We start from the raw sequence: 12,955 nt of genomic DNA, 5'->3' as shown, positions 1-12,955 counted from the left end.
AGCAATAGGCAGGAAGCACAAAGGCACGTCGTCCCTATAAAACGAACCGGAGAGGGAAAAATTAGCGGGGGGATGGGAGGCGCAAGGCGAGGTGTCATCAAGGGTTACATCAGTCTCAGGAAGACCGCACAACGTCGGGCTAGCATTGACGAACACCACTTTTTGCAACTGAATTTAGTTACACGCAGGAAACGCCTTGCCCAAAACAAGCTGCTCGCCAAACTGCTCGATGAGCACATGGCATTTACCTGGCCCGAACTCGTCACGCTGCTGCGTCGACTGGGCTACTACCTCACTACGTGCCAGTCCCTGGGCCACACACCGGAGAAGCCTTGCACGGCTCCTTCAATGTCCGGGTCGGCCATGACCTGCACTTGGCGGCGGCCCTGGCGGCGACCCGCAAGAAACTGACCCTCAATGACCTGACTCGCCAAGCCTTGAGCGATTTTCCGCACCACCACAGTGCAGACGCTTGCCCAGCGATAAGCCGATTATCCCAACCGCCGATACCCCAGCACCGCGGCCCCCAGCACCACCGCCCCGGCCACCAACGCGACCCAGAACCCGCTGGTGGCGCCAAAGTGGTCGATCATCCAACCGGAACTGGCGGCGCCGATGGCCACGCCGATGCTGAGGCCGGTGATCAGCCAGGTCATGCCTTCGGTCAGGCGGCTGGCGGGCACGATCTGCTCCACCAGGGCCATGGACACGATCAACGTGGGGGCGAAGAACAGCCCGGAAATAAAGATCGCCACCGCCAGCCCCGGGATGTTGCTCACCAGCAGCAACGGCAAGGTGGTCAACGCGGTGGCCACGCCGCAGAACAGGAACTGCCTGGGCAACGGTGCCTTGAGCTTGAGGGTACCGAACGCCAGCCCCGCCAGGCACGAACCGATGGCGTACACCGACAGCACAATGCTCGCCGCCGCCGGCTGGCCCTGATGCTGGGCAAAGGCGACGCTGACCACGTCCACCACGCCGACGATCACGCCCATGGCCAGCAGCAGGATCATCAGGATCAGCACCGAGGGCGATGCAATCAGCCAGCCGCCGTGATGGTCCTGATGTTCATGGACGGGAGGCTCGGTCTCACGTTGCAATACAAAGGTGGTGACGCCGACCGCCAGTAACAGCGCCGCCACCAAGGGCCCCGCCTCGGGGAACAGCACCACGCTCAAACCCACCGAAATGGGTGGCCCGATGATGAAGCACACCTCATCCAGCACCGACTCCAGGGCGAACGCGGTCTGCAACTTGGGCTGGCCACGGTACAACTCGGTCCAGCGCGCACGCACCATGGCCGACATGTTCGGCATGCAACCGGCCAAGGCGGCAAACAGGAACAACGTCCAGTTCGGTGCCTGCAAGCGGGTGCACAGCAGCACCATCAACAAAGCCCCACCGCCGATCAGCGCGGCCACCGGCAGCACCCGGCCCTGGCTGTAGCGATCTACCAGCCGTGATACCTGGGGTGCGCAAAACGCCGTGGCCAGGGCAAATACCGCTGCCACCGAACCCGCCAGGCCGTAACCGCCGTGCACCTGGGAAAGCATGGTGATCAAGCCAATCCCTGTCATCGACACGGGCATGCGCGCCAGCATGCCTGCCAGTACAAAGGCCCGGGCGCCGGGGACCTGGAATAACTCGGCGTAAGGGTTTGCCATCCTGCTGGACCTCTTCCTGAATGCCTGCGACTTGCTATCTGCAATGACCGAGGCAAAATACATACGGTGCGTATGTGGCAAATCATGCGTAACATACGCGACGTATGTCAATCGTTCACTTGCCCGTTGTGAGACCTACCATGAGCCGAGCCCGTGCCGAAATGATCGAAGACACCCGTGCCCGGCTGATCGCCAGCGCCCGAAAGGCCTTTGCCACCCAAGGCTACGCGAACACATCAATGGACGATTTTACCGCCCGCGCCGGCCTGACACGCGGCGCGTTGTACCATCACTTTGGTGACAAAAAAGGACTGTTGGCCGCCGTGGTTGCCCAACTCGACAGTGAGATGGACACACACTTGCAGCGCATTACAGATGAAGCAACGGATCCGTGGGCCGGCTTTTGCGAACGTTGCCGCGCCTATTTGCGCATGGCTCAGGACGACGAGATCCAGCGCATTGTGTTGCAGGATGCGCCCGCCGTATTGGGCGATACCGGCTCCCAGCAACAGTGTGTCGAGTCGTTGCGCCAACGGCTGGAAGCCCTGATGCAAACCGGTGTCATCCGCCCCGCCCCGAGCGCCGCGCTGGCGCAATTGATCAACGGCAGCCTGGTCAACACCGCCCTGTGGATCGCCCGGGATGAGCATCCGGGCGAGCGGCTGGAGCAAGGTTTGCAGGGCCTGGAGCTGTTGTTGCGTGGCCTCAGCCTTACACCAACCGCTTGATCTGCTTGTGTCGCCACACCAGGCGGTAATACGCAGTCTGCAATGCCAGCATGGCCAGGTAGGTCACCGGAAACGCCATCCACACCCCTTCCAGGCCGAAGTGGGCGTTCAACAGGTAAGCCATCGGCAGTTCAACGCAGAGCACACAGAAAATCGAGATCACCACCGGCATCAGCACCACACCGCTGGCGCGCATGATCCCGCCGATCACAGCCTGGAAGCCAAACACCAGGATGCTCCACAGCATGATGTGCAGCAGGTGCTCGGCATTGACCCGCGCCGCGTCGTCGGTGATGAACAGGCCGAGCAACCAGTGCGACAAGACGTAACCCAGCACAATCAGGCCACCGGTAAGGCAGGTATTGATCAACAGGCCGGTGCGCAGGATCGGGCCGATGCGCTCCAAACGCCCGGCACCAATCGCCTGGGCGCCGAGAATCGACGCGGTGATGGCAATCGACAGCGCGGGGAACTGCACGTAGTTGACGATCTGCGTCACCGCGCCATAGGCCGCCGTGGCTTGGGAGCCATGGCCGTTGACCAAGGCGAGGATGACCAATTCCGACAGCGACAGCACCACCATCTGCAGGCCGGTGGGCAAGCCGATACGCAGGACTTTGCCAAGAATCACACGGTCCAGGCGCAAGGCGGCGAGCAGTTCGCGGTCCGGTGCCATCACATGGTTTTTATGCCGAAGGCGCAAGATCAAAAACAGCATGGCTAACGCGTTGCCCACCAGCCCGGCATACACCGCGCTCTGGATACCCATGGGTGGCAGGCCGACCCAGCCGCGAATCAGCGCCGGCGTCAGCAGCAGGCCGACCAGGGTCGAGACCATCAGCGCCAGCAACGGCGAGATCGTGTCGCTGACACCGCGCAGCAGCTGGGTGTAGAGGATGAACACCAGCAGCAGCGGCATGATCAGCATCATCTTCTGCGCATAGCCGACCGCATCGTCGAGCACATCAACCGGTGTGCCCAGCGCCTGCAGCGCCGGGCGCGCAAATAGGCTGCCCAACACTGCGGCAACCACACCCACCAGCGCGCCCAGGGTCAGGGTCGCGCCGGTGATTGCCTTGACCATTGCCGTTTCCTGGGCCCCCCAGGCCTGGCCGATCAACACCGAGGCGCCCGCCCCCAGGCCAATCACCAGGGCAATGAAGAAAAACACGATGGGAAACATCCCCGACACCGCCGCCAACGCCTGGGTACCGAGCATTTGCCCGACATAGATACCGTTGAGGGTGCCGGAAAAACTTTGCAGGAAGTTGGACAGGACCATCGGTGCCAGAAAGATCAGGTAGATCTGCCACAGCGGGCGTTGCAAAGGGCTTTGCATGAAAAAACGGGGCCTCGAAGAACTAAAGCGTCCGAGGGTTATACCGTAAGTGGATCCTATCTTCCTGTGCTTTCGGGTTCGACCACCAAACAGGCGTTGCGCACTGTCGCACTCAGGTGTCGGGCATTACCTTGCAATAAGCATTCGGCAATCGCGGGCTCCAGTTCGACCCGCAAGCGCCTGGCCAGCGCCCTCGCGCCAAATCGCATGTCGTGCTGGCGGCACAGCCAAGCCCGCGCCTGCGCATCCAGCACCAACGAGCGCTGCTGCACCGCCAGGCGCTGGTTGAGTTTGTCGAGTTCCACCGCCAGCAGCGCCTCCAGCCACTGCGCGTCGATGGGCTCGAACATCAGGATACGGTCGATCCGATTGAGAAACTCCGGTTCGAAATGCCCATGCAGCGCCTCTTCCAACACCTGTGCCTCACCCCTTACACACACGCGCAGCAGACGTCGCCAGCCCTGGGTAAAACGCAGGCGATGCCGACGCGCCTGTTGCGCGCCGATGTTGCTGGTCATGAAGATCAGACTGTTGCGAAAGTCTAACGTGCGCGTGCCGCCGGCCAAGGTCAGCTGACCGTTTTCCAGTATGCCCAACAGGCTGCGTACCACCTCCTGGCTGGCCTTTTCCAGTTCATCGAACAGCACGATCCCCGGCCGGCTGTAGGTGCCCTGGATCAACTCGCTGTTGAACAGGCTGATGCCCTCCTTGCTGCCCACATACCCCGGCGGCGCGCCGGTCAGCGCGGCCGCGTAATGTTCCTGGGCCAGGGTGTGCATGTCGATGCGGCAGAAACCGTCGGCACGACCGTGCAGCGCCTGGGCCAGCAGGCGCACGATTTCGGTCTTGCCGACACCGGTCGGCCCCATGAACAGGTTGACGCTGAGGGGGCGGTCACGCTCACTGATATCGGCCTTGACCACCTTGAGCAAGCCTTCCACCTGGGCCAGCGCCGCCTCCTGGCCGATGATCCGGCTGCGCAGCAGGGCCATCACCTGGGCCGGTTCAAAGGTAAAGCGCATGCCCTACCCCGCCGTCTTTTCTTGACCACCATGGGGCAAATTCGCCACCGGGCACTCCGCGACGCCTACCGTGCTGCGGGTGATTTTCTCCACGTTTTCCTGGGCTTTCTGCGCATCCAAGACCCAGGTGCGATAGAACTCGAACGGGCAATCCGCCACGCCCTTGTCGCCATCGCCCGAGGCATGCATGCCGGTGTAGCCCCGATGCAGCAGCTTGAACAGATGGTTCTGCGACTGGTCATTGGCCCGCGCATCGCGGATCTGCGACACCGACAACTGCGCATACTGAATGCCCATCTCCTCCTCGCCGCACTCGCCCAGGGTGCGCCCATCAAAGCCGATGATCGCCGAGTGTCCGAAGTACGAGTACACCCCGTCGAACCCCGCCGCATTCGCCACCGCCACATAGCAGTTATTGGCCCAGGCCATGCTCTTGGACATCTGCACCTGCTGCTCCTTGGCCGGGTACATATAGCCCTGGCACCGCACGATCAGCTCGGCGCCCTTCATGGCGCAGTCTCGCCAGATCTCCGGGTAGTTGCCGTCGTCGCAGATGATCAGGCTGATCTTCATGCCCTTGGGCCCGTCGCACACGTAGGTGCGATCCCCCGGATACCAACCCTCGATCGGGCACCAGGGAATGCACTTGCGATAGCGCTGCACGATCTCGCCCAGGTTATTGATCAATACCAAGGTGTTATAGGGCGCCTTGTGCGGATGTTCTTCGTGGCGCTCGCCGGTCAGGGAGAACACGCCCCAGGTATTCGCCTGGCGGCAGGCTACCGAGAAGATCGCGGTCTCCTCGCCGGGAATGCTCGCGGCGGTCGCCATCATCTCGTCATGGTCGTACATGATCCCCATGGTGCTGTATTCCGGGAACACCACCAAATCCATGCCGGGCAGGCCCTGTTTCATGCCGACAATGATCTCGGCAATCTTGCTTGCGTTGTCGATGACCTCGGCCTTGCTGTGCAGGCGCGGCATCTTGTAGTTCACCACCGCTACACCGACGGTGTCCGGGCTGCTGGAAATGTCGCCATGGCGCATTACAACGCTCCTGTTCTAGTGACTGATCATCCACGGCCGTGGGCCGGTGCGGGTCTTGAGCCCCAAGGGGTTGGCCTTGCTGGGCTCGACCTTCTTGCGGGTGCCGCAGCAACTACAACCGGCCGGGTGTTTGCGGCTGTCCTGGTATTCGCCGACCGTTTGCGGCGCGTTGGCGCTGCGCTCGTTGCCGGCGATGGCCCTGCGCTGGTTGGCCGACAGGGTTTGCAGCGCCGGAGCCGACACCCGCAACTGCCCGCCGGGCCCTGCGCAATACGGGCATTGGCTGGGTTCGTTGCGCTGTGCAATCGGGCGCAACATCGTGAAGGTGCCGCAGGTGTCGCAGGCGTATTCGTAGGTCGGCATGGCTAGAGGTCCGGAGCGATGGGCAGGTCGATGCTGCCGTCGAGAAATTGAGTTGGGCCACTGGCGTTGGGGTTGATGTCGAACTCGAAGATTTCCGTCGGCAGCCACAATGTGGCGCAGGCATTCGGGATGTCCACCACGCCGCTGATATGCCCTTGCACCGGTGCCGAGCCGAGCAGCGCGTAACCCTGGGCCGGCGAGTAGCCGAACTTGGTCAGGTAGTTGATCGCATTCAGGCACGCCTGGCGGTAGGCGACATTGACGTCCAGGTAGTGCTGCTGGCCCTGTTCGTCCACCGAAATGCCTTCGAAGATCAAGTAATTCTTGTAGTTCGGCGTGATCGGGCTCGGCTTGAACACCGGGTTCTTGATCCCGTACTTGGCCATGCCGCCCTTGATCAGCTCGACCTTCATGTGCACCCAACCAGCCATCTCGATCGCGCCGCAAAAGGTGATTTCGCCGTCGCCCTGGCTGAAGTGCAGATCGCCCACCGACAGCCCGGCGCCGTTGACGTAGACCGGGAAGAAGATCTTCGAGCCCCGGGATAAATCCTTGATATCGCAGTTACCGCCATGCTCGCGCGGCGGCACTGTGCGTGCGCCGGTCGCTGCCGCATCGTCACGGGCCTGCCCGGTGAGTTTGCCCATGTGGGCAGTGGCGGCCAGCGGTGCGTTGGCCAGTGGCGGAACGCGCGTCGGGTTTGTGTCAATCAGCTCCTGCTCGCGACGGTTCCAGTCGGCGAGCATCACCGGGTCGGGCAGGCAACCGATCAAGCCTGGGTGGATCAGCCCGGCAAAGTTCACCCCGGGGATATGCCGCGAACGGGTGAACATGCCTTTGAAGTCCCAGATGGCTTTCTGCGCGCTGGGGAAGTGATCAGTAAGGAAACCACCGCCGTTCTGCCGCGAGAAAAAACCATTGAAGCCCCACTGGGAATCGGCCTTGGCACCGATATCCAGCAAGTCCACCACCAACAAATCCCCCGGTTCGGCGCCGTGTACACCCACCGGGCCCGACAGATAGTGCACGGTCGACAGGTCGACATCGCGCACATCGCTGGCGTCGTCATTGTTCTTGATCGCGCCGGCGGTCCAATCGTAGGTTTCCAGGATGAAGTCATCGCCCGGCTTGACCCAACAGGCCATGGGGATGTCCGGGTGCCAGCGGTTATGGATCTGCTCGTTCTCGGTGACAGGCTGGTTGAGGTCGACTTTGATCAGCGTTTCGGTCATGGACTGGCTCCTGGACGGATGACGGGGTGCGTGGGATCCAGTCTCAGGCGGCCAGGAAAAACGGGAAATACGTTGGATGACGTATTAACGACGGTGTCGCGGTTTTATTCCATCAATTCGCTCGATGACAGCTTAAGTATTTACTGATTGGACGCCAGGCAGGCAGGTCGTTAGATTCCACCGCGAAGATAGCTTTTAGCCATCACTCCTGCCCCCTTGAATATCGAGCCTTTTATGAAAAACCCTATGTCGTTGGCAATGCGTATCGGGCTGGGCTTCGCGTCCACCTTGTCGTTGCTGGTGCTGATCACTGCCGTCGGTATTCAACGCGTGGGTTTTATCGACAGTACGCTCAAGGATGTCGGTGAAAAAGCCGCCGTCGTCCAGCGCTACGCGATCAACTTCCGTGGCAGCGTGCACAACCGCGCCATCGCCATTCGCGATGCGGTACTGGTCAAGGATGAAGCGGCGCTCAACCGCCATCTGGCCGAGATCGACCAGCTCAAGCGCGATTACCAGGACTCTGCCGTGATGCTGGACCGCCTGTTCGCCAACACCACCGCCAGCGCCGAGGAAACCCGTCTGCTGGGTGATATCAAGGCCATCGAGACCCAGGCCCTGGCGTCCACCGAACGGGTGATCAACCTGCGTCGCAGCAATGACATTGCCGGCGCCCAGGACTTGCTGCTGGCCCAGGCTTCGGTCCACTACACCGAGTGGCTCAAACGCGTGAATGCGCTGATCGACTTCGAAGAAGCGCACATCAAGCAACGCCTGGATACCGTGCAATCGGCTGCCGGCACCTTTGCCATGCTGATGGTGCTGGCCAGCGCCGTCGCGATCATCTTGAGCGTGCTGGTGTCACTGCTGATTATCCGCAAGGTCAAGGCCACCCTTGGCGCAGAGCCGGAGGAAGTCGCCGAGGCGATCCGCCGCCTGGCCGATGGCGAGCTGGACCAGCGCATCGAGACCCGCTACCCCGACAGCGTGATGGGCATCCTGAAAAACGCCCTGGCACGCCTGAGCGACACCATCAGCGAAGTGCGCTCGGCAGCCCAGGCCCTGCGCCATTCCTCGGTCACCCTGCTGTCAGTGGCCAGCGATAACCGCCAGCAGATCAACCTGCAGACCAGCGAAGCCCAGCACGTGGCCGCCGCAATCACGCAAATGGCCGCCTCGGTCAGCGAGGTCTCGGGCTACGCTTCCGCCGCATCCAAGGCGACTATCCTGGCCGACGCCGAAGTGGACAGCGGCCACCGCCTGGTGGGCGAAGTGACCGTGTCCATCGAAGAATTGGCGACGATCCTCGACCAGGCCACCCTTCGGGTCAACCAGGTGTCCAGCGACAGTGAAAACATCGAAACCGTGATCGAAGTGATCAACGCCATCGCCGCCCAGACCAACCTGTTGGCGCTGAACGCGGCGATTGAGGCCGCACGTGCCGGTGAACATGGCCGAGGATTTGCGGTGGTGGCCGATGAAGTGCGCTCCCTGGCGACGCGCACCCAGGAGTCCACCCAGGAAATCCGCGACATGATCGGCAAGCTGCAAAGCGGCACCCAGGACGCCGCCGACATCATGCAACGCAGCCGCAGCCTGGCCCAGACCACCGTGACGCAGACCCGCGACTCTCAGTTGGCGCTCGGCAAGATCAGCCAGGAAGTCGGCGCGATCAATGCGATGAACGCGCAGATCGCCAGTGTTTCCGTGCAGCAAAGCGCGGCGGCTGAAGAGGTTGCACAGAACGTCACGCGCATCCACAGCTCCACCGTGCAATCGGCGGCGGGCTCCGAGCAGGTGGAAAATTCCAATCACGAACTGGCGGAGCTGGCGGATCGCTTGAGCACCAAGGTGGCGTTTTTCAACGTGGCCTAGCGTTTGTCGCGTTTCATCTGCATGGTCAGGGTGAAACGGTCGGCAGGGTAGACCGATTCCGATACGGCGATCAGCACGCCGGCCTCATCGCGGTACTGGCGAATGATGGTCAGCCCCAGCGCACCGCTCTGCGCCTTGAGGCTGGCGGCCAATTCGGACGATAACTGTACCGGGCGCACTTGCTGGTCCACCACATCGATGTGCCGCGAGAAGGCCTTGCCGATCAGTGCCGCGATCAGTTCATCCGGGTGCTTGCGTGCTTCAGGAATCACCTCGGCAAAGGTCTGTTCGGCATATACATCGGTCCAGCACAACGGCGCATTGCCAGCGCCGGCATCGACCTTGATGCTCGACACACAGAAGTAATGCCCGCCCGGCTCCAACCCCAGGCGCCGGGCCAGGGCGATGTCGACAACGAACTCGCGCACCGCCTGGATATCGCGGATATGGGTTTCGGCCACTTGCACGAGGTCGGCCACCGACGCCATCGCCTGGGAGTACCCCCCTGGGGCGACGACGCTTCGACGCGCGTGCCCACGCGCTTGCGCCGCGAGACCATGCCCTGCCCCTGCAACTGGTCAATGGCCGCGCGCACGGTGTGGCGGCTCACCGCATACAGCGAGCAGAGTTCGAACTCAGTCGGCAACAACGAACCCACCGGGTAATGGCCGCTGCCAATCTGGTCGATCAAATCCTTGGCAACCGCCGCATAACGCCTCTGGCTCACGCTTTCCATTTTTACCCTCGTTATCGAGTTGACAGTGTATCAGCACAAGCGCAATCATAATGTACGGACATATAAAATATGTATGGTTTAAAAATAACAATTAGGATTTTCCCATGTCGAGTACCGTTTTTGATTCCGCCCTGTTCCGCGACATGTTCGGCACCGCCGAAATGCGCGGCGTGTTCTCCGATAAAGCCCTGATCGAACGCTATATCGAAGTGGAAGTGGCCCTGGCCCGTGCCGAAGCGCGTTGCGGCGTTATCCCGACCGACGCGGCCGAGCAGATCGCCACGCTGTCGCAGTACGAAGCCCTGGACCTGGCGCTGATGCAGCACGAGACAGAAATCGTCGGTTACCCGATCCTCCCGCTGGTTGAGCAACTGTCGAAGATCTGTGGTGAAGCGGGCCGCTACGTGCATTGGGGCGCCACCACGCAGGACATCATGGACACCGCCGTGGTCCTGCAAGTACGCGCCGCACTGGCCATCGTCGAGCGCGATATCCAGACCGTGCGCGGGCTGCTCGCCGGCCTGGCCGAGCGTTATCGCGACACGCCCATGGCCGGCCGCACACACTTGCAGCACGCGCTGCCGATCACCTTCGGCTACAAGTGCGCGGTGTGGCTGAGCATGTTCGATCGCCACGCCGAGCGCTTGGTGGAACTGCGCCCACGCGTCGAAATCGGCCAGTTCGCCGGGGCTGCAGGTACCCTCGCCTCCCTCGGCGACAAAGGCCTGGAAGTCCAGGAAGCGTTGATGAGCGAACTCGGCCTGGGCGTACCGCAGGCCACCTGGCACGTGGCCCGCGATGGCCTGGCCGAGACCCTGAACTTCCTCGGGCTGGTCACCGGTTCCCTGGGCAAGATTGCACTCGACATCATGATGATGATGACCAGCGAACTGGGCGAAGTGTACGAGCCGTTCGTCAAGGGCCGTGGCGCCAGCAGCACCATGCCGCAAAAGCGCAATCCGATTTCCTGCGAGCTGATGTACGCCGCCGCCAAGGGCGTGCGCCAACACGCCGGGCTGATGCTCGACGCGATGATCCAGGACTTCGAACGCTCCACCGGCCCGTGGCAGGCGGAGTGGATCGCCATTCCCGAAGCCTTTGCGCTCAGCGCCGCGTCCCTCGGCCAGGCGACCTTTATGCTCGCCGGCCTGGAGGTGCGCCCCGAGCGCATGCGCAAGAACCTCGACATGACCCAGGGCCTGATCGTCGCCGAAGCCGTGATGATGGGCCTCGCCCCGGCCCTTGGCCGCCAAGTGGCCCATGATGTGGTGTATGCCGCGTGCCGCATGGCTAACGACCAGGGCACCAGCTTGCTCGACGCCCTGCTCGCCCAGGGTGAAGCCACCGCGCAACTGGACCTGGCCGAGCTGCAACGCCTGACCGATCCCGCCAACTACCTGGGGCTGGCGCCGCAGATGGTGGATATCGCGCTGGCGCGCCAGGGTGCCGTGAAACGCTGACGCCAACGCGGATGAAGATCCAACTGTGGGAGCGGGCTTGCTCGCGAATGCAATGCCTCAGTCAACCAATGCATCAACTGACAGAGCGCTTTCGCGAGCAAGCCCGCTCCCACAGGGGTTCTCTTTCGTTTCACAAGCCTGTGTAACACCCGAACCATAACAACAATGAGAGCACAGACATGTCATCCACCACCGCAAAAAAACCGCTCTACAAGGACCTGACCTTCCAGGTCATCGCCGCCATGTTCCTCGGCATCGCCTTCGGCTTTCTCGCCCCCGAGCTGGCCGCCGGTTTCAAGATCCTTGGCGATATCTTCCTCAAGCTGATCAAGACCGCCGTCGCGCCGCTGGTGTTTTTCACCGTGGTCCACGGCATCGCCTCGGCCGGCGATATCAAGCGCGTCGGCAAGGTCGGCTTGCGCGCGTTGATTTACTTCGAAGTGGTCTCCACCATTGCCCTGGCCATCGGCCTGTTGTGGGGCAACCTGTTGCAGATCGGCTCCGGCATGCACGACGCCCACCCGAGCAGCGCCGCCGCGACCGCCGCGAGTGCCGCCGTGGCCAAGGGGCATGCGCCGGCGTCGACCCTGGACTTTATCTACGGCATCTTTCCGGACAATTTCGTCGGTGCCTTCGCCGGCGGCCAGTTGCTGCAAGTACTGGTGATCTCGGTGTTGTTCGGCTTCGCCCTGCTGGCGTTGAAGCCCGAACGCCGCGAAGTGATCGAAGACGGCCTGAACCGCATCTCCGAGTGCTTCTTCGAGTTTATCAACCTGATCATGAAGTTCGCGCCCCTGGGTGCCTTCGGGTCGGTGGCTTACGCGGTTGGCAGCAATGGCACGGCGGTGCTGATGTCCCTGGCCAACCTGGTGTTGATGTTCTACGTCGGCATCGCATTCTTTATCTGTGTGGTGCTCGGCGCCGTATGCCGGTTGAGCGGCTTCAGCCTGTGGCGTTTCCTCACCTATATCAAGGATGAAATCTTCATCGTGCTCGGCACCGCCTCGTCGGAAAGCGCCCTGCCGCGCCTGCTGCAAAAACTCGAGAAATTCGGTTGCTCCAAACAGAGCGTTGGCCTGGTGCTGCCCACCGGCTATGCGTTCAACCTCGACGGCACCTCGATCTACATGTCGCTGTGCGTGCTGTTTATCGCCAATGCCTACGGAGTGCCGCTGAGCTGGGAACAACAGCTGGGCATCATCGCGATCATGCTGGTGACCTCCAAAGGCGCGGCGGCGGTGTCGGGTGGCAGCTTCGTGGTGTTCGCCGCGACGGTCACGGCCATCGGCGTGCTGCCGGCAGAAGGCCTGGCGCTGCTGTTCGGCGTGTACCGCTTCATGTCGATGGCCATTGCCACCTGCAACACCATCGGCAATAGCGTCGCGACGGTGGTGGTGTCGAAATGGTCCGGGGAGTTCTCCCAACAGACTGCCCAGGATGAATACCAACGCGTGCTCGGGCGTGCTGCCGGCGCTGCGCTTTAACGGAG

The 12,955-nt window shown here is 62.1% G+C and carries 10 protein-coding genes and 3 pseudogenes; 6 read left to right on the top strand and 7 right to left on the bottom strand.

Going from position 1 to position 12,955, the window contains the following annotated elements; genetic code table 11:
* Positions 1-288 precede the first annotated feature (288 nt).
* A pseudogene (locus AB4N92_RS23760) lies at positions 289-482 on the top strand (toxin-antitoxin system HicB family antitoxin); the annotation flags it as partial.
* Positions 483-491: 9 nt separating this feature from the next.
* Here AB4N92_RS23760 and AB4N92_RS23755 read toward each other — a convergent pair.
* Positions 492-1,664 carry an MFS transporter gene (locus tag AB4N92_RS23755; protein ID WP_010211063.1) on the bottom strand — a complete coding sequence of 391 codons (1,173 nt, stop codon included), beginning with the start codon at positions 1,662-1,664 and terminating at the stop codon, positions 492-494.
* Positions 1,665-1,804: 140 nt separating this feature from the next.
* Between AB4N92_RS23755 and AB4N92_RS23750 the strand changes: the two genes are divergently transcribed.
* The gene (locus tag AB4N92_RS23750) at positions 1,805-2,392 is read left to right on the top strand and encodes a TetR/AcrR family transcriptional regulator (protein ID WP_044287021.1); all 588 of its coding nucleotides are present in this window, start codon (positions 1,805-1,807) and stop codon (positions 2,390-2,392) included.
* On the opposite strand, the gene AB4N92_RS23745 is transcribed toward AB4N92_RS23750, so the two are convergent.
* Genes AB4N92_RS23745 through fmdA form a run of 5 tightly spaced genes read right to left on the bottom strand, consistent with a single transcriptional unit; the run spans position 2,376 to position 7,395 of the window.
* The gene (locus AB4N92_RS23745) at positions 2,376-3,731 is read right to left on the bottom strand and encodes an MATE family efflux transporter (RefSeq protein WP_010211065.1); all 1,356 of its coding nucleotides are present in this window, start codon (positions 3,729-3,731) and stop codon (positions 2,376-2,378) included. The two genes, AB4N92_RS23750 and AB4N92_RS23745, sit on opposite strands and share 17 nt — an antisense overlap.
* A gap of 56 nt (positions 3,732-3,787) precedes the next feature.
* The gene (locus AB4N92_RS23740) at positions 3,788-4,753 is read right to left on the bottom strand and encodes an AAA family ATPase (RefSeq protein ID WP_176332126.1); all 966 of its coding nucleotides are present in this window, start codon (positions 4,751-4,753) and stop codon (positions 3,788-3,790) included.
* Between the two features lie 3 nt (positions 4,754-4,756).
* Positions 4,757-5,800, bottom strand: coding sequence for an aliphatic amidase (locus AB4N92_RS23735; protein WP_236266766.1), 1,044 nt, complete (start codon positions 5,798-5,800; stop codon positions 4,757-4,759).
* A 15-nt stretch (positions 5,801-5,815) separates the two neighbouring features.
* Positions 5,816-6,163, bottom strand: a complete 348-nt coding sequence (locus AB4N92_RS23730; RefSeq protein ID WP_010211068.1) for an FmdB family zinc ribbon protein — start codon at positions 6,161-6,163, stop codon at positions 5,816-5,818.
* Positions 6,164-6,165: 2 nt separating this feature from the next.
* Positions 6,166-7,395: a formamidase gene (gene fmdA, locus AB4N92_RS23725; protein WP_010211069.1), complete on the bottom strand. Its 1,230-nt coding sequence runs from the start codon at positions 7,393-7,395 to the stop codon at positions 6,166-6,168.
* Positions 7,396-7,629: 234 nt separating this feature from the next.
* Between fmdA and AB4N92_RS23720 the strand changes: the two are divergent.
* Together AB4N92_RS23720 and AB4N92_RS23715 are read left to right on the top strand one after the other, a co-directional pair.
* Positions 7,630-8,094, top strand: a pseudogene (locus AB4N92_RS23720) (MCP four helix bundle domain-containing protein); the annotation flags it as partial.
* A gap of 111 nt (positions 8,095-8,205) precedes the next feature.
* A complete protein-coding gene (locus AB4N92_RS23715) occupies positions 8,206-9,270 on the top strand; it encodes a methyl-accepting chemotaxis protein (RefSeq protein ID WP_373422408.1) in 1,065 nt (354 codons plus the stop codon).
* Here the strand turns inward: AB4N92_RS23715 and AB4N92_RS23710 are convergent.
* A pseudogene (locus tag AB4N92_RS23710) lies at positions 9,267-9,997 on the bottom strand (GntR family transcriptional regulator). The gene AB4N92_RS23715 and the pseudogene AB4N92_RS23710 overlap by 4 nt on opposite strands.
* Positions 9,998-10,110: 113 nt before the next feature.
* On the opposite strand from AB4N92_RS23710, the gene AB4N92_RS23705 reads away from it, so the two are divergent.
* Complete coding sequence (locus AB4N92_RS23705) at positions 10,111-11,466, top strand: class-II fumarase/aspartase family protein (RefSeq protein WP_010211073.1); 1,356 nt, start codon at positions 10,111-10,113, stop codon at positions 11,464-11,466.
* Between the two features lie 179 nt (positions 11,467-11,645).
* Positions 11,646-12,950: a cation:dicarboxylate symporter family transporter gene (locus tag AB4N92_RS23700; protein WP_010211074.1), complete on the top strand. Its 1,305-nt coding sequence runs from the start codon at positions 11,646-11,648 to the stop codon at positions 12,948-12,950.
* Positions 12,951-12,955 lie beyond the last annotated feature (5 nt).

The organism is Pseudomonas sp. S3_A09, from assembly GCF_054668065.1.
This window is presented reverse-complemented; position numbering and strand designations above follow the sequence as displayed.